Consider the following 18,252-nt stretch of genomic DNA (forward strand, 5'->3'; position numbering starts at 1 on the left):
ATTTATAAAAACCTCATGTACTGGGTCAAAAGAAATTTGCAGGTTTTCTGCCGTTTCTCCAAAATAAAAGCGAGGATGTGATCATCATAAAACTGGAACGCTTTTTTGAAAAAGATGGATATATACTGGCTCTTATGCTGATTACGGTGCCGCTGGCCGGTGAACTGAAATTTTATCCCCTTAATGAAGAGTTCCGCATCAGCTTTGGCGCACCGGTTTTTTTCTTCTTCTTATCGCTGCTGCGGCAAGTGCCCGCTGTGCTGCCGGGGCTTCTGACGGGAGCGGCGGTTTTCGTCTTTCGCGTCCTTCTGGAATTATGGGGCGGGGGACACGATGGGCTGGCTCCGATTCTGTATGACCAGGCGTCTGGCTTTTTCTTTTATATGACTTACGCCTGTCTGTTTTCCGTATTAAAGGCTAATCGTTTTCGGGAACGGCCGGTTATGCTCGGTTTCATCGGGTTTATGATTGAAATTGTGTCAGATTGTGTCGAGCTGGCCGTGCAGTTTCTCATTTTTCATACGGTTGTGACGCCTGAGAAAATCACAGACATTGCGGTGATCGCAATTTCTCACACATTTATCGTCATGAGCTTTTACAGTGTGCTGAAGCTGTATGAAACGCAATCGAGGGAAAAACAGACAAGGCGGCAGCATGAGCACATGCTGATGATCGTTTCCAATTTATATGAAGAGACGGTGCATTTAAAAAAGACATTGAAAACGACAGAGAAAGTGACAAACGATTCGTATCAGCTCTATCGGGAAGCCAAGGGCATGGATGAACAGCTCAGCAGCAGAATCCTGAGGCTGGCTGGGGAGATTCATGAGGTGAAAAAGGACAACCAGCGGATATTCGCAGGGCTTTCAAAAATGATTTCGAATGAGAGCTTAAGAGACTATATGAGGGCTTCTGATTTGCTGCAGCTTGTGATTCGAATGAATGAAAAGTATGCTGAAGCCTTGGGAAAGCAGATTGATTTTCACTGTTCGATAGAAGGGGAGCATGACGATTATCACGTATTTACCGTGCTCTCGATCATTAATAATCTAACAGCAAATGCGGTAGAGGCCATGGGAGACGAGGGAATGATCAGCTTGAGGCTCCGTAAGCAAAATGAGAGTATGATAGAATTCCAGGTGGAAGACAATGGTCCCGGCATTTCTGAGAAAATCGGAGACATTGTGTTTGACCCGGGCTTTACTTCAAAATATGACGAATTTGGCACGCCTTCTACCGGAATCGGACTTTCATATGTGAAGGAAATCGTGACAGAGCTGGAAGGAGATATCACGTTTGATAATCAGCAGCGGGGAGTGGTGTTTGCCATCAGGCTGCCTGTCCGGCATTTGATTCAGAAAGGGTGAACCGAAAGCTATGCGTTTTTTTATCGCTGATGATGACCGTGCGGTACGGTCGATTTTAAGGCAGATCATTGAGGATGAGGATCTCGGGGAAGCTGCTGGTGAAGCGGACGACGGGAGCCAAGTGGAAGGGCATATGCTGCAATTTAAGCAAATTGATATTTTATTAATCGATCTGTTAATGCCTGAAAGAGACGGCATTGAGACGATTCGCCAGCTTCAGGATACATACTCCGGCAAAATCGTGATGATCTCTCAAGTGGAAGCGAAGGAAATGGTTGGTGAAGCGTACTCGCTCGGCATCGAATATTTTATCCATAAGCCGATTAACCGCGTTGAAATTGTCACGGTTCTCCAAAAGGTGAAGGAGCGGATCGAGCTTGAGCAATCAATTCGGGCTATTCAGCACTCGCTAAGCCGGCTTGTCAATCGATCTGAACGGAAAGCGCGTCCCCGGCAGAAAAGTGACAGCGGCTTAAAAGAAGCGGGAACCTTTCTGTTGTCCGAACTGGGCATGATGGGGGAAGGCGGTGCGCATGATCTCATGGCGGTGCTGCAGTACTTATCAGAACATGAGCAATCTGAGCCGTACGAAAAACACATCCCTTCGCTCAAACAGATCTTCACCCAAGTAGCGGAACGGAAACTGGGGGCAGGGGCATCTGAAACGGAAGTCAATCGCGAAATGAAAGCCTCGGAGCAGCGTATCCGCAGAGCGATTATCCATTCGCTGCACCATTTTGCTTCACTGGGCACAACTGATTTTTCGAATCCGAAATTCGAAACCTATGCATCGAAATTCTTTGACTTTCCGGTTGTCAGCCAGAAAATGAAAGAGCTCCAATCAAAGGATGCAAAACCTCTCGCCCCCGCAAAAGTGAATATGAAAAAATTCATTCACGTGTTCTTTTTGGAAGCAAAACTTTTGTACGAGACGATGAAAGAAAGAAGGATATAAACCAAAACAGCCGGCGGTCCCGGCTGTTTTTTTGCTGCTCAATACCCCGGCGGGACAGCGATTTACGGCTTTTTTATAAAATATCAGAAAATAAAGATATTGACTTATTGTTTATTTGTCTTACAATTAAACAAAAGGATGCAGGGAGGGAGCGGATGTGAAACAAAAAACTAATAAAAGCGCTTTCAGTCAGGGGCTGTATACACAAATAATAGGAGGTTATGTTGATGAGCCGTATGAGAAAAGCACCCGCTGGAATTTTAGGTTTTCCGGTTGCTCCTTTTAACACACAAGGAAAACTGGAGGAAGAAGCTCTTTTTCAAAACATAGAGTTTTTGCTGGAAGAAGGCTTGGAAGCAATTTTTATCGCTTGCGGGTCTGGTGAATTTCAATCTCTCAGCCAGAAGGAATACGAGCAAATGGTGGAAGTCGCAATCTCGGCAGCCGGGGGAAAGGTGCCGGTTTATACGGGGGTGGGCGGCAACCTCAGCACAGCGCTTGAATGGGCGAAGCTGTCAGAAAAAAAAGGCGCCGACGGCTACTTAATCCTTCCTCCGTATTTGGTGCATGGCGAACAGGAGGGGCTGTATCAGTATGCGAAAACGATTATTGAAAGCACTGATCTGAATGCGATTCTTTACCAGCGCGATAACGCCGTTCTTTCTCTTGAACAGATCAAGCGGCTGACGGAATTTGAACGGCTTGTCGGTGTGAAGGACGGGGTGGGGAACATGGATTTGAATATTAATCTCGTCTATACGCTAGGTGACCGTTTAGGATGGCTCAACGGAATGCCGATGGCTGAAGTGACGATGCCGGCTTACATGCCGATCGGGTTTCACTCTTATTCTTCAGCGATTTCAAATTATATTCCGCATATTTCCCGGATGTTCTATGACGCATTGAAAAACGGAAATGACGAGCTGGTCAAGGAGCTCTATCAGCATGTGATTCTCCCGATCAACGACATTCGCAAACAACGAAAAGGATATGCCGTATCTTTGATTAAAGCGGGCATGGAGATCATGGGATTGAATGTGAGAAACACAGCCAGACCGCCTGTCGGCCCGGTTGAAAAAGAGCACTATCAGCAATTGGAAGCGATTTTGAAGCAGGCGGCTGACCGTTTTCCGAAAAAAGCCGCGACGGTTTGATGAACAGAAAAATACGAAAGGGGCAATGAGCATGTCTGTGATGACGGATCAAAACACGTATCTCAACTTTATTAACGGAGAGTGGGTTAAGTCTCAATCAGGCGATATGGTCAAGGTCGAAAACCCTGCGGATGTGAATGATATTGTCGGCTATGTACAGAATTCAGCGGCTGATGATGTGGAACGGGCCGTCGCCGCCGCTAATGAAGCCAAAACGGCTTGGAGAAAGCTGACGGGAGCCGAGCGGGGCCAATACTTATACAAAACAGCGGATATCATGGAGCAGCGCTTGGAGGAAATCGCCGCCTGCGCAACGCGTGAAATGGGGAAAACACTGCCGGAAGCGAAAGGGGAAACAGCCCGCGGGATTGCGATTTTGCGCTATTACGCCGGAGAGGGCATGCGCAAAACAGGTGATGTCATTCCGTCTACTGACAAAGACGCGCTCATGTTCACCACCCGTGTCCCGCTCGGTGTGGTCGGCGTGATTTCTCCGTGGAACTTCCCGGTCGCGATTCCGATTTGGAAAATGGCCCCCGCATTGGTGTATGGCAATACCATTGTCATCAAGCCGGCGACAGAAACAGCCGTGACATGCGCGAAGATCATTTCGTGTTTTGAAGAAGCGGGGCTGCCGGCAGGGGTCATCAATTTGGTGACAGGCCCGGGTTCTGTTGTCGGCCAGGGGCTTGCTGAGCATGAAGGTGTAAATGCCGTCACGTTTACCGGTTCAAATCAAGTCGGAAAAATCATCGGGCAGGCCGCTTTAGCGAGAGGAGCCAAATATCAGCTTGAAATGGGCGGCAAAAACCCGGTCATCGTAGCCGATGACGCTGACCTTGAAGCTGCGGCAGAAGCCGTCATTACGGGTGCTTTCCGTTCAACCGGCCAGAAGTGCACCGCGACAAGCCGTGTCATCGTGCAAAGCGGAATTTACGATCGCTTTAAAGAAAAACTTCTCCAGCGCACAAAAGATATTACAATCGGTGACAGCTTACATGAGGATGTCTGGATGGGACCGATCGCCAGCAAGAATCAGCTTGATAACTGCCTGTCGTATATTGAGAAAGGCAAACAGGAGGGCGCTTCCCTTTTGATCGGAGGAGAAAAGCTGGAAGATGGGAAGTATCAAAACGGCTATTATGTTCAGCCCGCCATCTTTGACAATGTGACATCTGAGATGACGATTGCCCAAGAAGAAATCTTCGGTCCGGTGATCGCCCTGATCAAGGTGGACACGATGGAGGAGGCGCTGGACATCGCCAATGATGTGAAGTTCGGCTTAAGCGCATCCATTTTCACGCAAAACATTAGCCGAATGCTTTCATTCATTGATGAAATTGAAGCCGGGCTTGTCCGGATTAACGCGGAAAGCGCGGGTGTTGAGCTTCAAGCGCCGTTTGGCGGCATGAAGCAGTCGAGCTCCCACTCCCGTGAACAGGGTGAGGCGGCGAAGGACTTTTTCACAGCGATCAAAACCGTATTTGTAAAGCCGTAATGGTGCTGGAAAGAGGCGGACGCCTCTTTCCCAGCTTGCTCACAGCCAGCATATGATTCTCTACTTTGAAAAGGAGAAGATACTATGAAAAAAGACTATGCGAATGTTTCACCGGCGGGCAAAAAAACGTCAGTACGCTGGTTCATCGTTTTTATGCTGTTTCTTGTGACCTCTATTAACTACGCGGATCGGGCGACGCTTTCCATCACCGGAGATTCCGTCCAGCATGATCTGGGATTGGACTCGGTCGCTATGGGATATGTGTTTTCAGCTTTTGGCTGGGCTTATGTCATCGGCCAGCTTCCGGGCGGCTGGCTGCTGGACCGATTTGGTTCAAAGACTGTCATAGCGTTAAGCATCTTTTTCTGGTCGTTTTTTACAATGCTGCAAGGGGCGATTGGTTTTTTCACCGCCGGTACAGCGATTATCCTGCTGTTTGCACTTCGTTTTCTGGTAGGCTTGTCCGAAGCGCCTTCATTTCCCGGAAACGGAAGAGTTGTTGCCTCATGGTTCCCAAGCTCCGAGCGCGGGACAGCTTCAGCCTTTTTTAATTCAGCTCAATACTTCGCAATCGTCATTTTTTCTCCTTTAATGGGCTGGCTCACCCACTCCTTCGGCTGGCATTCCGTTTTCGTTGTCATGGGCGCCGCGGGCATCCTATTAGCTGTCATCTGGCTGAAAACGGTGTATGAACCGAAAAAACATCCGAAAGTCAACGAAGCCGAGCTTGCGTACATTGAACAGGGCGGCGGGCTGATTTCCATGGATGACGGCAAAAGCAAGCAGGAAACAGAATCGAAATGGCCCTATATTAAACAGCTGTTAACGAACCGCATGCTGATCGGCGTATACATCGCGCAATATTGCATTACGACTCTCACTTATTTCTTTCTCACATGGTTTCCGGTATATTTGGTTCAAGCCCGCGGAATGTCTATCCTTGAAGCGGGGTTTGTCGCTTCCCTTCCGGCGCTGTGCGGATTTGCCGGCGGCGTGCTTGGAGGCATCGTGTCAGACTTCTTGCTCAAAAAAGGCCGTTCGCTGACCTTTGCAAGAAAAGTGCCGATTATTATCGGCATGCTGCTGTCTTGCAGTATGATCGTCTGCAACTACACAGATTCAGCGTGGCTCGTCGTTGTCATTATGTCACTCGCGTTTTTCGGAAAAGGCTTCGGCGCATTGGGATGGGCTGTCGTGTCGGACACCTCTCCGAAAGAGTGTGCAGGATTGAGCGGCGGTTTGTTCAACACTTTCGGAAATATTGCCTCGATTACAACACCGATTATTATCGGCTACATCGTCAATGCCACAGGATCTTTTAATGGCGCGCTCGTGTTTGTCGGCGCTAACGCGATTGCGGCGATCCTCAGCTACCTGCTGCTGGTCGGGCCGATCAAACGGGTCGTATTGAAGAAACAAGAGCAAGATCCTGATCAATCATTGCCTGTCTAATAATTATGAAAGCGCTTTATACAAGGAGGAGAAAATATGGGTTCACCAATACAAGAGCAGATTCAAAACGAAAAAAGATCGAATATTCCTTCAATTACCGAGATGAAGGTGATCCCTGTTGCGGGACATGATAGCATGCTGCTGAATCTGAGCGGCGCACACAGCCCATTTTTCACCCGGAATATCGTGATCTTAACCGACAGCAGCGGAAATCAGGGAGTCGGAGAGGTGCCTGGCGGAGAACAGATACGCCATACGCTGGAGCTGGTGGAGCCGCTTGTTGTCGGAAAATCCATTGGCGCGTACCAGTCGATATTGCAAACGGTCAGAAAGCAGTTTGCCGATCAGGACAGGGGAGGACGGGGCATCCAGACGTTTGATTTGCGCACCACTGTGCACGCCGTCACCGCGCTGGAAGCCGCGTTGTTGGATTTGCTTGGAAAGTTTCTTCAGGAACCGGTCGCAGCTTTGCTTGGGGAAGGGAAGCAGCGCGATGAAGTGAAAATGCTCGGCTACCTCTTTTACATCGGTGACCGAAAGCGGACGACCTTGCCGTATCAAAGCGATGAGAAGTCAGATTGTGCGTGGTTCCGTCTTCGCCATGAGGAAGCACTGACGCCAGAGGCCATTGTACGCCTTGCCGAATCCGCGCAGGAGCGCTACGGCTTTCAGGATTTCAAGCTGAAAGGCGGGGTGCTGCGGGGAGAGGATGAAATCGAAGCTGTCACCGCGTTATCAAAACGTTTTCCGGAGGCAAGGATCACACTTGATCCGAACGGGGCATGGTCATTAGAGGAAGCCATTGCATTATGCAAAGGAAAGCATGATGTGCTCGCGTATGCGGAAGATCCGTGCGGGGATGAGAACGGCTACTCCGCCCGTGAAGTGATGGCTGAATTCCGCCGGGCTACGGGGCTTCCGACCGCAACAAATATGATAGCGACGGACTGGCGGGAAATGGGTCACGCGATTCAGCTTCACGCGGTGGATATTCCGCTGGCTGATCCGCATTTCTGGACGATGCAGGGTTCAGTGCGAGTTGCGCAAATGTGCCATGATTGGGGTTTGACATGGGGCTCTCACTCCAACAACCATTTTGATATCTCTCTTGCGATGTTTACCCATGTGGCAGCAGCGGCTCCGGGACGCATCACGGCGATTGATACCCATTGGATCTGGCAGGACGGGCAGCGTTTGACGAAACAGCCTTTTGAGATTGCTGATGGCTGTGTGAAGGTGCCGAATAAGCCCGGGCTTGGCGTTGACATTGATATGGAACAAGTGGAAAAAGCGCATGAACTCTATCAAAAAATGAATTTAGGCGCACGGAATGACGCGATCCCTATGCAGTTTCTGATGAGCAATTGGAAGTTTGACCGGAAACGCCCGTGTCTTGTGCGATAAGATTGATTGTAAATATTGTCATAACGGCTATTTTGTCTTACAATTGAACAACTGAAGGGAGAGTTGTTCGTGTACGAAGGTTTAGAAGATCTGAAAGTCGATACAGTCAATCGGAAAACATTAGCCAAGCAGGTCATTGAACGGATTGTCCATTTATTATCAAGCGGACAATTAAAGGCCGGGGATAAATTGCCGACAGAAATGGAACTGATGGACATTTTGCATGTCAGCAGGCCGGTGCTTCGGGAGGCGCTAAGTTCACTTGAAACGCTGGGCGTCATTACGAGAAAAACCCGCGGCGGCACGTATTTCAACGACAAAATCGGCATGCAGCCATTTTCCGTCATGCTTGCTTTGGCCACTGATAATCTTCCGGCTATCATTGAAGCGCGGATGGCGTTAGAACTCGGGCTCGTGACGATTGCCGCGGAAAAAATCAATGAGGATGAGCTTCAGCGTTTGCGGAAGACGATCGACGACATCGCCAACAGCACTGACAATCTTTATGGTGAAGCAGATAAAGAATTCCATCGAATTATTGCGTTAAGTGCCAATAACCCCGTTGTTGAAGGGATGATTCAGTCTCTCTTAATCACCCATGCGAAAATTGACAGCCAGATTCCGTACAGGGAGAGAGATGTAACGGTTGAATATCACAAAAAAATCTACGACGCTCTTGCTAAAAGAGACCCTTACAAAGCGCATTACCACATGTATGAGCATCTGAAATTTGTCCGTGACAAAATTCTGAAGGGCATGGATGAGAAATAATTGCAGAGACAGCCGCAGTTGAAACGAAAGAGCTGCGGCTTTTTTGAACCGATTAAGAAAGCGTTTACTATGATATAAGGAGTGATTTTCATATGGCGATGAACCTCAGGCAGAACCAAGAGCCCCTTTACATCAAAGTGAATGAAACAGATAACACGGCGATTATTGTCAATGACGGGGGACTGCCAAAGGGCACTGTTTTTTCATGCGGGCTCGTACTTGAAGAGGATGTCCCTCAAGGCCATAAGGTGGCGTTAACCGATCTCAATCAAGGGGATGAGATCGTGCGTTACGGAGAGGTGATCGGATTTGCCGACGAGACGATCAAACGAGGGAGCTGGATACGGGAAGCCCTCGTGAGAATGCCCGCTCCTCCGGCGTTAGACGATCTTCCTCTCGCAAACAGAGTGCCGAAGCCGCTTCCCCCTCTTGAAGGATATACGTTTGAAGGGTACCGGAACGCGGACGGCAGTGCCGGCACGAAAAATATTCTCGGCATCACCACAAGTGTTCAATGTGTCGTTGGCGTTTTGGATTATGCGGTCAAACGGATCAAAGAAGAGCTGCTGCCCAAATATCCAAACGTCGATGACGTTGTGCCGCTGCATCATCAATACGGCTGCGGCGTGGCGATCAATGCGCCGGATGCCATCATTCCGATCCGCACGATTCAAAATCTCGCGAAGCACCCGAACTTCGGCGGAGAAGTGATGGTGATCGGATTGGGATGTGAAAAGCTCCTCCCGGCAAGAATTGTCTCTGAGAATCCTGATGATATCCTATCACTCCAAGATCACCAAGGTTTTGCGGCGATGATTCAATCCATTTTGGAAATGGCGGAGGAACGGTTAATCAGGCTGAACAGCAGAACCCGTGTGACCTGCCCTGTTTCTGATCTGGTGATCGGCCTGCAATGCGGCGGCAGTGATGCGTTTTCCGGCGTGACGGCGAATCCTGCCGTGGGGTATGCGGCTGATTTATTGGTTCGGGCAGGTGCGACGGTTTTGTTTTCTGAAGTGACAGAGGTGCGGGATGCGATTCATTTATTAACGCCGCGGGCTGTCAGTGAAGAGGTTGGACAATCGCTGATCAACGAGATGAAGTGGTATGACAGCTATCTCCGGCGGGGAGAAGCTGACCGCAGCGCGAACCCGTCACCAGGCAATAAAAAAGGCGGATTATCCAATGTGGTGGAAAAAGCGTTAGGCTCGGTAGCCAAATCAGGCACAAGCCCCATCTCCGGCGTGCTCGGCCCAGGTGAAAGAGCGGAGCAAAAAGGCCTGCTGTTCGCGGCGACACCGGCAAGCGATTTCGTGTGCGGTACCCTTCAGCTGGCGGCAGGCATGAATCTGCAGGTTTTTACGACAGGAAGGGGAACACCGTACGGCCTGGCGGCTGCCCCGGTGCTGAAAGTATCGACACGGCATTCCTTATCAGAGCATTGGGCTGATTTAATCGATATCAATGCCGGTCGAATCGCAACAGGAGAGGCCGGTATCGAAGACGTAGGATGGGAGATTTTCAGGACGATTCTCGATGTGGCAAGCGGCCGCAAACAAACGTGGGCGGACCATTGGGGCCTTCATAATGATTTGTGCTTGTTTAATCCTGCTCCTGTGACTTGATTCATGTTTTTATAGCGAGAATATGGAATATGCTGTAAAGTGAAAATCAGCGTATAGGAAACGGAGGGGTTACAGCATGGCATTCATGAGATTCCGAGTGACACGAATTCAATAGTGAGCGACTCTCGCCTGAATGCGAGAGAATCGGGATGAATCCGCCTATATATGAACCCTTATACTATCATCATAAAGAGGGTGGCGATGCCTGCCTTCTTTTTTTCTGCCTTCAAACATCCCTTCTCTCTACTTCAGGCCGGAGCATGAGAAAGGGGAAATAGAATGACAAACCTTACAGAAAAACAGGTTATCACGGAGATTGTCAGAGTTGCACGCAAGCAAGGTTTGACAGTTCACTCTAAGAACGCGCAATTGAATGAAACCGGAATGGACTTTCAAGTTGTATTTGCCGAGGACGATACAGGTATGCAATGGGTGCTGCGAAAACCTCGCCGAAGTGATGTAGTTGAAAGAGCATATGCGGAAGGCAGAACGCTTGCTTTTCTCAGCGCGAATCTTACAGCTGATGTGCCGGATTGGAGAATTCATACACCTGAATTGATCGCTTACCCCATGTTAAAAGGAACGCCGACGGCTGGGGTTGATTTGGAACAGAAGCAATATGTATGGAACATGAATCATCAGCCGCCGTCAGACAATTTTGTCCACACACTTGCCGGCATACTGGCAGAATTACATGGCACGGATCAAATATCTGCTGGGCAATCCGGAATAGAAGTGATAAGTCCAGAAGATTTCAGGCGAATGGCAGCAGACTCTATGGTTGATGTGAAGAATAAGCTTGGCGTATCTAAACAGCTTTGGGAAAGATGGCAAACGTGGATAAATGATGATGCATATTGGCCGGATTTCTCTACTTTGATACACGGCGATCTCCACCCGCCGCATATCCTTATCGACCAAAATGAACGTGTCGCAGGTCTTCTGGATTGGACAGAAGCGAAAGTTGCCGACCCAGCCAAGGATTTTGTTCTTTATCAAACCATTTTCGGAGAAAAAGAAACTGCCCGTTTACTTGAATACTATAATCAAGCAGGCGGCCGAATATGGGCAAAAATGCACGAACACATTTCAGAAATGCAGGCGGCGTATCCGCTGGAAATTGCCAAGTTCGCTCTGCAAACACAGCAGGAGGAACACATCAATATGGCGCTGGAAGCACTTGGCGTCAAACCGGGTTAAGAATTGACTTCATTTCATTAAGCAAGTATTATAAACTTTACAAATAATAGAACGGATCAACAATCGTGAGGAAGAGTAAGTACGCATCGGAATGGAGGTTCAGAGAGTCGGTGGCAGGTGTGAACCGGCCCTCCCCTGATGCCGAATGGGCTTCTGAATTGCTTTGCTGAACGGATAGTAGGCAATGCCGGGATTCTCTCCCCGTTACCAAGAGAGAAGTATCGAAACGGATGTTTTCTGTACTGAGAGTGAACGGCTGTAAAGCTGTTAATAAAGGTGGTACCGCGAGACCCTCGTCCTTTGCATAGGACGGGGGTTTTTGTGTTTCTTAAAGGAGGTGACGGCCAATGGATGATGGCTGGTGGTGCATAACAGATGAACAGGAAAGGAGGATATCAAATGGTCATTGCAACTGATGATCTTGAGGTCGCATGTCCTAGATGTGAAAGAGCTGGAGAAATTGAAGGAAAACCTTGCCCGGCCTGCAGCGGGAAAGGTGTTATTCTGACTGCACAAGGATATACGCTTCTGGATTTTATCCAAAAGCATTTGAACAAGTAAAGGAAAAAAGCTGAGCAGAGATGAGAGCAGAAGAGAAGAGGAAGATTCGCAAGGCCGCATCAGGTACAATTTTTTTGCTGATCGGAACGGTTTGTTTTGCGTCTAAGTCAATTTGGATTAAATGGGCATATCAAATGGGGGCTGAGCCAGACGCGGTGTTGTTATACAGACAGCTGTTTGCTGTTCCGCTGTTTTGGCTGATTTTCTTGTTATACCGTCCTTCAATGCCAGACGGCAATAAAAAAGGAGGCCTAGTGAAGGCTTGTGGCGCGGGCGTGTTTTGTTTTTTTCTGTCTCCCTTGCTTGATTTTATCGGGCTGAACCATGTATCCGCAATGGTTGAGCGTATGTTGCTGATGAGCTGTCCAATATTTGTAATCGTATTTACCGCATGCCGTGACCGGAAAATGGTCTCCATTCAGGATCTTTTCACAGTGCTGGCAGTCATGTTCGGCCTTTTCTTTGCGCTTGGCGGCTGGGATACTGAGCTCTTTCAGGCAAACATGATTGAATCTGCATTCATTTTGTTATCCTCAGCCGTCTATGCTGGTTATCTTGTCCTTTCCGGGCGGCTCGTTCATCAAATTGGAAGCATCCGTCTTAATGCGTACGGGATGACAGCTGCCGGAGCGGCCATGATGCTTTACATTGGCGTCAAATCGACGGTCGGTATGAATATACCAATAGCAGCATATCCGCTTGCTGTCTATGGTTTGTTTGTGTTCATCGCAGTCGTGACCACTGTGATTCCATTTGTGCTGATGCTTGAGGGCATAAAACGAATAGGGGCACAGCGAGCTGCCATCATTTCAATGGCAGGGCCTGTCCTGACGATTTTCTATGGGGCTTTATTTCTCGGTGAACGGCTCCGGCTTATTCAAGCCGTCGGATGCGCAGCCGTATTTTTGATCATTACGGGCATGGAATATAGGAAACTGGTAACAGGAAAAAATAAATAATTTTGTAAAACACACACGTTTTTCAACTACAATAAGTGTAATTACGTGTGTGTTTTTTGATTTTGAAAGGTTAGGTGAGAAGATGCAGCGCATATTGCTTGTGGAAGACGACCATTCCATCAGTGAAATGGTAGGCCATTATTTAACAAAAGAAGGCTTTGAGATAGTGCATGCCTTCGATGGGGAGGAAGGCATCCGGCTGTTTCGGCAGGATTCATACGATTTGATTCTCCTTGATATCATGCTCCCGAGGCTGAACGGCATGGATTTTCTGAAAATCATCCGGGAGAAAAGCAACGTTCCGGTTTTGATGATTTCAGCAAAAGACGGAGACGTGGACAAGGCATTGGGGCTGGGGTTTGGGGCGGATGATTATATCGCCAAACCGTTTTCGATGATTGAGCTGACAGCAAGAGTAAAAGCCGCGATACGGCGGGCGACGCAATATTCGGCGGAGGAACCGGCTGAGAATAAGGTGATCCGGATTCATCAGCTAGCGATAGATATAGACAATGTCTCAGTTATGAAAAACGGGGAACCGCTTCAGCTAACGTCAACAGAATGGCAGCTGCTGTGCCTATTTGCGGCAAATCCTAAAAAAGTGTTTACGAAAGAACAAATTTACCGTTCCGTCTGGAATGAAGAGTATTTTGGCGATCAAAATATTATTAACGTACATATGCGGCGGCTTAGAGAAAAGATTGAAGATGACCCCTCTGCACCTCAATACATAAAAACGTTATGGGGCATCGGTTATAAATTAGGAGAGTTTTAGCATGGCGGTGTTATGGATGGCCCTTGTCATTGTTCTGTCGTGTCTGAATGTGATTCAATTCATGATGAAAAAGAAGCGGGACGGGAATCTGGCATACACGGCGGAAAAGCTTGACGCCTTGCTCAACAGTGATTCGGCAGGGCGAATCTTGCTTCAAACAGATGATCAGGCGCTTAAAAATTTGCTTATCAACATCAACCTATTGGTCGAAAATCGTCAGCAGGTCACCGCTCAGTTCGCCAAAACAGAACAATCCATGAAGCGGATGCTGACCAATATGTCGCACGACTTGAAAACGCCGTTAACGGTCATTCTCGGTTATATCGAGGCGATTCAAAGTGACCCGGACATGCCGGATGAAGAGCGGGAAAGATTGCTGGGGAAGCTCCGCCAGAAAACAAATGAGCTCATTCAGATGATCAACTCCTTTTTTGATTTAGCAAAATTAGAATCCGAAGATAAAGACATTCCGATTACCAAAATACATATGAACGACATATGCAAACGAAATATCCTGCATTATTATGACGCCGTTCAGTCCAAAGGTTTTCAAGCTTCTATCGATATTCCGGATACGCCGGTGTATGCGCAGGCGAATGAAGAGGCACTGGACAGAATCCTGCAAAACCTATTATCCAATGCGATTCAATATGGCGCGGCCGGCAAGTTGATCGGCATGACGCTGTCATATGATGAGACGACCATTGCCATCACCGTATGGGATCGCGGGAAAGGGATCAGTGAAACCGATCAGCAGCGGGTGTTTGAGAGGCTGTACACACTTGAAGAATCAAGAAATAAAGCATTTCAAGGAAGCGGTCTCGGTTTAACCATCACGAAACGGCTTACAGAAAAAATGGGAGGCGCCATATCCGTTCAAAGCAAGCCGTACGAACGGACTGCATTTACGATCACATTGAAACGCATGACCTATTAACAAATGTAAGAATTTCTTAAGATTTGAGAAATAAAAATGACAGGGCCCGCCTCTACAATAGAAAACAGGAAAAGAGAGGGAAGGAGAAACAAAGTTGACTTATATCGTACAAACAAACGGACTGACCAAAACGTATGAGGGCAAAGAAGTCGTCTCCAATGTCAGCATGCATATTAAGAAAGGCGAAATCTATGGCTTTCTCGGCCCGAACGGAGCAGGGAAAACAACCATTATGAAAATGCTGACGAGCCTTGTCAAACCGACAAGCGGTGAAATCAGCATCCTAGGGAATAAGCTCACCCACACATCATACGAGGTGCTGGGGAGCATCGGCAGCATGATTGAATATCCGATTTTCTATGAAAACCTGACAGCTGAAGAAAATTTAGATCTGCATTGTGAATATATGGGGTACCACAATAAAAAAGCCATTCAAGAAGTGCTGGATATGGTGAATTTAAAACAAATCGACAAGAAGCCTGTCAAAACATTTTCGCTCGGTATGAAGCAGCGCCTTGGAATTGCGCGTGCCATTCTCACGAAGCCGGATCTGCTTATTTTGGATGAGCCGGTGAATGGGCTTGATCCGATTGGCATTAAAAAGATCAGGCAATTGTTTCAAGTGCTGAGCAAAGAGTACGGGATGACGCTGCTAATCTCAAGCCACTTGCTGGGTGAAATCGAACAAATCGCGGACACAATCGGCGTCATTCGGGACGGCAGGCTGCTTGAAGAGGTGTCAATGGAAGCTGTCAGAGGCCAGAACACTGAATACATCGAGCTTGTCACGCCGAATCAGACAAGGGCCTGCTTTGTGCTTGAGAAAGAGCTGCGATTAACCAACTTTAAAATCCTAAACGAGAAAACGATCCGTATTTACGAGGCTGAAGCCTCTCAGGCTGCCATATCTAAAGCGCTGATTTTAAATGATGTAGACATTGAATCAATGAACAAAAAGTATACGTCGCTGGAGGATTATTTTATCAGCTTGATCAACGGCAATAGCATCAGTGCGTGAAGGAGAAGAGACATGTTGATGAATTTGATCAGAATCGAATTAAGAAAAATGAAGTTGGGCTGGTACGTCAGGGGTGCCCTCATTGCCAACCTGATTCTCATTGGCTTTTTGTGGCTGGTCTGTTATTCCGAAAAAGCCGAAAGCGGGGTTTCGTTCCAAAGCACGGAGGAAGCGTTTCTCATCATCGGCACTTTCGTCAGAGCGGTATTTATCGTTTTTGGCGCGGTGCTGATCTCAAAATTGGTGATTTCCGAATATAAAAACAAAACCATTCTTGTGATGTTCACGTACCCGATCAGCCGGAAAAAGCTGCTCACTGCTAAGCTTATAATCGCAGGCGGACTGACCTTTATCACAATCTTACTATCAAATATACTCATAGCCGCTGATTTCTTTTGGCTCAACTCGATCTACCATTTCATACCGGGAGAGCTTACTTCTGAAATCATTTCTCAGCAGGCCATAAAAATGGCGGTTTTCGCTTTTGGCGCCGCTGGAACCAGTTTAGTTCCCATCTTTTTTGGGATGCGTAAACATTCGGTTCCGGCAACCATCATTTCGTCTGTCGTGATTGTTATGCTTATCAGTTCAACAAGCCCGGGTTTCTCCATTTCGTCTGTTGTTTATATCCCATTATCTTTGGCAGCCTTCGGTTTGTTTTTTTCATACATGGCGATCAGGAACGCAGACAAACAGGATGCGTAAAAAAAGGCGCCCAATATTCAGAAAGAGCCGGTGCCGCCAGCACCGGCCCTTTCTGCTATGAATCTGTTCTTGTTTCAAGATAATGCTTCTTGCCAATCTCTTTGCTCATCATATAAAAGTGGAAGCAATATTCACCGATTGCCATGGCGATCGCGCCGAATAAAGCCGCCAAAGCAACTTCACCGCCAGTCATCCCCATAGAAAGCGGCATGCCCATCAGCCAAATGACGAGAAAGGCTAGACCGAAATCAGCTAAAGTAGCAATCATATTATTCCATCTCGGCAATACATAAAGATCGCCCAGCAAATAGGAAATAACCCCTAACACAATCGTCATTAAGAGCGTATCACCAAACGTGAAACCAAAGCCCAGACCAAGCACTAGATACAACACAATAATCGTCATAATACCTTTAATCGCGAGCGCTTTCACATGGGTCATTCCAAAGTACCTCCTTCTGTGATTCGATTTGTTATGTATGATTCCTCAAATGCAGAAAGTTAAACCTTATACTGTGTTTTTACAGTTCATGTAAAGGAAGTGAGCCGTTTGTATGAAAGGGAAAATGTTCACCACATTGATGCTGATGTGTATGCTTGCCGGAGGCGGATGCAAACCAGTTGAAGAATCGGCAGCCTCTGTTCAATCACCTGATCCGCCTGATTCTGCCAAAAACAAAGTTTATGACATGGATGAGGATTTTATTGAAGCGGAGCGTATATTCGGAACCGAGTTGTTTCAAAACATGTCCGATAAAGACGGATTAACGGACAATCTGCTGATCTCCCCATACAGCTTGCAGCAAGTGCTGATGATGACTGCAAATGGAGCGGATCGAGATACATTAAAAGAAATAAAAGCTGCTCTATATTTGTCGGACATTCATGACCATGCCATAAATGAGTCATCGTTCGCGCTCATGAAAAGGTTTGAGTCTTTGTCTGAAGGGGATCTCCGGACAGCTAATGCCATATGGTCAAAGCTTGAGGCAAAACCAGATTTTAAACAAACGATTAAACAATTCTTCCTAGGCAGTGTCTTTCAAATGAATGACAATATTCAGGCCGCAAAGAACTCGATCAATCAGTGGACGGCTCACCAAACAAAAGGGCATATTGACGACATAGCGGATCATCTTTCTCCGGAAGCTGTTTCTCTTTTGGTAAACGCCGTCTACTTTCAAGAAAAGTGGGCGCTGCCGTTTGACAGGCATGTGACCGCTGAGGAGCATTTTTTTCTGCCTGGCGGATCGGCCAAAAAGCTGCTTATGATGAAGCAGACTGCACGCCTCGAATACCTAGAAAATGAACTGTTTCAAGCAGTAAAGCTTCCATATGAAGATCAACATCTTTCTTTCACTTTATTTCTGCCGAAGAAAAAGCCGGATTCATTCATGTCTCTCTTTACAAATCAAAATATAAAAGCATGGGACAGCGCATTTCAGCCAAAAACAGTGAAGCTGAGTCTGCCCCGTTTTGCGCTGAAAGGAAAGTATAACGCAAAACATGTTCTTCAAGATATGGGGATGAAATCCGTCTTTTCTGAAGCTGACTTTTCCAGAATGTTTACTGAAGGCCGCGGTGTTTCAATCGATGATGTGAATCACCATACATTTATCAAGGTGGATGAATCAGGAACCGAGGCTGCGGCCGCTTCGTCAGCGGAAATTGTTGAGTCCGCACTTGCGCCGGGGGTTACCTTAACTGCCAACCGCCCGTTTTTCTTTGTTATCACAGATGAACAAACAACAAGCCTTTTGTTTTTAGGCTTTGTCGCAAATCCGAATGAATAAATTTCAAAACTTCTCCTGTCCCTCCGTCATCACTTTTGCAGTAATGAAATATGATGAAAGGAGATCAAGGGGAGGTGA

At 47.4% G+C, this 18,252-nt stretch carries 17 protein-coding genes and 1 other annotated feature; of the genes, 16 read left to right on the forward strand and 1 reads right to left on the reverse strand.

Annotated features, from left to right (window positions below; all coding sequences use genetic code 11):
* The first annotated feature begins 134 nt into the window (after positions 1 to 134).
* From glnK to EFK13_RS01670, 15 genes are all read left to right on the forward strand, one after another.
* Positions 135 to 1,367: a two-component system sensor histidine kinase GlnK gene (glnK, locus tag EFK13_RS01600; RefSeq protein ID WP_129506922.1), complete on the forward strand. Its 1,233-nt coding sequence runs from the start codon at positions 135 to 137 to the stop codon at positions 1,365 to 1,367.
* 10 nt (positions 1,368 to 1,377) lie between these two features.
* The gene (gene glnL / locus EFK13_RS01605; protein ID WP_129506833.1) at positions 1,378 to 2,322 is read left to right on the forward strand and encodes a glutamine utilization two-component system response regulator GlnL; all 945 of its coding nucleotides are present in this window, start codon (positions 1,378 to 1,380) and stop codon (positions 2,320 to 2,322) included.
* A 227-nt stretch (positions 2,323 to 2,549) separates the two neighbouring features.
* Entirely contained in the window at positions 2,550 to 3,476 is a 927-nt protein-coding gene (gene kdgD / locus EFK13_RS01610; protein WP_129506832.1) for a 5-dehydro-4-deoxyglucarate dehydratase, read from the forward strand.
* Positions 3,477 to 3,507: 31 nt separating this feature from the next.
* Positions 3,508 to 4,974, forward strand: a complete 1,467-nt coding sequence (gene gucD, locus EFK13_RS01615; protein WP_129506831.1) for an alpha-ketoglutaric semialdehyde dehydrogenase GucD — start codon at positions 3,508 to 3,510, stop codon at positions 4,972 to 4,974.
* An 84-nt stretch (positions 4,975 to 5,058) separates the two neighbouring features.
* Positions 5,059 to 6,426 carry a glucarate transporter GudP gene (gene gudP / locus EFK13_RS01620; RefSeq protein ID WP_129506830.1) on the forward strand — a complete coding sequence of 456 codons (1,368 nt, stop codon included), beginning with the start codon at positions 5,059 to 5,061 and terminating at the stop codon, positions 6,424 to 6,426.
* A 36-nt stretch (positions 6,427 to 6,462) separates the two neighbouring features.
* Entirely contained in the window at positions 6,463 to 7,830 is a 1,368-nt protein-coding gene (gene gudD, locus EFK13_RS01625; RefSeq protein WP_129506829.1) for a glucarate dehydratase, read from the forward strand.
* A 69-nt stretch (positions 7,831 to 7,899) separates the two neighbouring features.
* Positions 7,900 to 8,601 (forward strand): FadR/GntR family transcriptional regulator, encoded by a 702-nt coding sequence (locus EFK13_RS01630; protein WP_129506828.1) that lies wholly within the window; start codon positions 7,900 to 7,902, stop codon positions 8,599 to 8,601.
* 92 nt (positions 8,602 to 8,693) lie between these two features.
* Positions 8,694 to 10,226: a galactarate dehydratase gene (garD, locus tag EFK13_RS01635; RefSeq protein WP_129506827.1), complete on the forward strand. Its 1,533-nt coding sequence runs from the start codon at positions 8,694 to 8,696 to the stop codon at positions 10,224 to 10,226.
* A 279-nt stretch (positions 10,227 to 10,505) separates the two neighbouring features.
* The gene (mphK, locus tag EFK13_RS01640) at positions 10,506 to 11,426 is read left to right on the forward strand and encodes a macrolide 2'-phosphotransferase MphK (RefSeq protein ID WP_129506826.1); all 921 of its coding nucleotides are present in this window, start codon (positions 10,506 to 10,508) and stop codon (positions 11,424 to 11,426) included.
* Positions 11,427 to 11,482: 56 nt separating this feature from the next.
* Positions 11,483 to 11,730 (forward strand) — a binding site (T-box leader).
* A 95-nt stretch (positions 11,731 to 11,825) separates the two neighbouring features.
* The gene (gene rtpA, locus EFK13_RS01645; RefSeq protein ID WP_075750345.1) at positions 11,826 to 11,987 is read left to right on the forward strand and encodes an anti-TRAP regulator; all 162 of its coding nucleotides are present in this window, start codon (positions 11,826 to 11,828) and stop codon (positions 11,985 to 11,987) included.
* 20 nt (positions 11,988 to 12,007) lie between these two features.
* Positions 12,008 to 12,946 (forward strand): DMT family transporter, encoded by a 939-nt coding sequence (locus EFK13_RS01650; RefSeq protein WP_129506825.1) that lies wholly within the window; start codon positions 12,008 to 12,010, stop codon positions 12,944 to 12,946.
* Positions 12,947 to 13,040: 94 nt separating this feature from the next.
* The gene (gene ycbL / locus EFK13_RS01655) at positions 13,041 to 13,721 is read left to right on the forward strand and encodes a two-component system response regulator YcbL (RefSeq protein ID WP_129506921.1); all 681 of its coding nucleotides are present in this window, start codon (positions 13,041 to 13,043) and stop codon (positions 13,719 to 13,721) included.
* A 1-nt stretch (position 13,722) separates the two neighbouring features.
* Positions 13,723 to 14,658, forward strand: coding sequence for a HAMP domain-containing histidine kinase (locus tag EFK13_RS01660; RefSeq protein WP_129506824.1), 936 nt, complete (start codon positions 13,723 to 13,725; stop codon positions 14,656 to 14,658).
* 94 nt (positions 14,659 to 14,752) lie between these two features.
* A complete protein-coding gene (locus EFK13_RS01665; protein WP_129506823.1) occupies positions 14,753 to 15,676 on the forward strand; it encodes an ABC transporter ATP-binding protein in 924 nt (307 codons plus the stop codon).
* Between the two features lie 18 nt (positions 15,677 to 15,694).
* Positions 15,695 to 16,381 carry an ABC transporter permease gene (locus tag EFK13_RS01670; RefSeq protein WP_129506920.1) on the forward strand — a complete coding sequence of 229 codons (687 nt, stop codon included), beginning with the start codon at positions 15,695 to 15,697 and terminating at the stop codon, positions 16,379 to 16,381.
* Positions 16,382 to 16,436: 55 nt separating this feature from the next.
* Here the strand turns inward: EFK13_RS01670 and EFK13_RS01675 are convergent, their stop codons facing one another.
* Positions 16,437 to 16,823 (reverse strand): YndM family protein, encoded by a 387-nt coding sequence (locus tag EFK13_RS01675; protein ID WP_014112528.1) that lies wholly within the window; start codon positions 16,821 to 16,823, stop codon positions 16,437 to 16,439.
* A 112-nt stretch (positions 16,824 to 16,935) separates the two neighbouring features.
* Between EFK13_RS01675 and EFK13_RS01680 the strand changes: the two genes are divergently transcribed.
* Positions 16,936 to 18,174 (forward strand): serpin family protein, encoded by a 1,239-nt coding sequence (locus tag EFK13_RS01680; protein ID WP_129506822.1) that lies wholly within the window; start codon positions 16,936 to 16,938, stop codon positions 18,172 to 18,174.
* Positions 18,175 to 18,252: the final 78 nt, after the last annotated feature.

Source organism: Bacillus cabrialesii (genome assembly GCF_004124315.2).
Classification (GTDB): domain Bacteria; phylum Bacillota; class Bacilli; order Bacillales; family Bacillaceae; genus Bacillus; species Bacillus cabrialesii.

Excerpts from the sequence above, each read along its gene's own strand:
- glnK (WP_129506922.1), top strand. The coding sequence starts at position 135 with ATGCTGATTACGGTGCCGCTGGCCGGTGAACTGAAATTTTATCCCCTT.
- glnL (WP_129506833.1), top strand. The coding sequence starts at position 1,378 with ATGCGTTTTTTTATCGCTGATGATGACCGTGCGGTACGGTCGATTTTA.
- kdgD (WP_129506832.1), top strand. The coding sequence starts at position 2,550 with ATGAGCCGTATGAGAAAAGCACCCGCTGGAATTTTAGGTTTTCCGGTT.
- gucD (WP_129506831.1), top strand. The coding sequence starts at position 3,508 with ATGTCTGTGATGACGGATCAAAACACGTATCTCAACTTTATTAACGGA.
- gudP (WP_129506830.1), top strand. The coding sequence starts at position 5,059 with ATGAAAAAAGACTATGCGAATGTTTCACCGGCGGGCAAAAAAACGTCA.
- gudD (WP_129506829.1), top strand. The coding sequence starts at position 6,463 with ATGGGTTCACCAATACAAGAGCAGATTCAAAACGAAAAAAGATCGAAT.
- garD (WP_129506827.1), top strand. The coding sequence starts at position 8,694 with ATGGCGATGAACCTCAGGCAGAACCAAGAGCCCCTTTACATCAAAGTG.
- mphK (WP_129506826.1), top strand. The coding sequence starts at position 10,506 with ATGACAAACCTTACAGAAAAACAGGTTATCACGGAGATTGTCAGAGTT.
- rtpA (WP_075750345.1), top strand. The coding sequence starts at position 11,826 with ATGGTCATTGCAACTGATGATCTTGAGGTCGCATGTCCTAGATGTGAA.
- EFK13_RS01650 (WP_129506825.1), top strand. The coding sequence starts at position 12,008 with ATGAGAGCAGAAGAGAAGAGGAAGATTCGCAAGGCCGCATCAGGTACA.
- EFK13_RS01660 (WP_129506824.1), top strand. The coding sequence starts at position 13,723 with ATGGCGGTGTTATGGATGGCCCTTGTCATTGTTCTGTCGTGTCTGAAT.
- EFK13_RS01670 (WP_129506920.1), top strand. The coding sequence starts at position 15,695 with ATGAATTTGATCAGAATCGAATTAAGAAAAATGAAGTTGGGCTGGTAC.
- EFK13_RS01675 (WP_014112528.1), bottom strand. The coding sequence starts at position 16,823 with ATGACCCATGTGAAAGCGCTCGCGATTAAAGGTATTATGACGATTATT.
- EFK13_RS01680 (WP_129506822.1), top strand. The coding sequence starts at position 16,936 with ATGAAAGGGAAAATGTTCACCACATTGATGCTGATGTGTATGCTTGCC.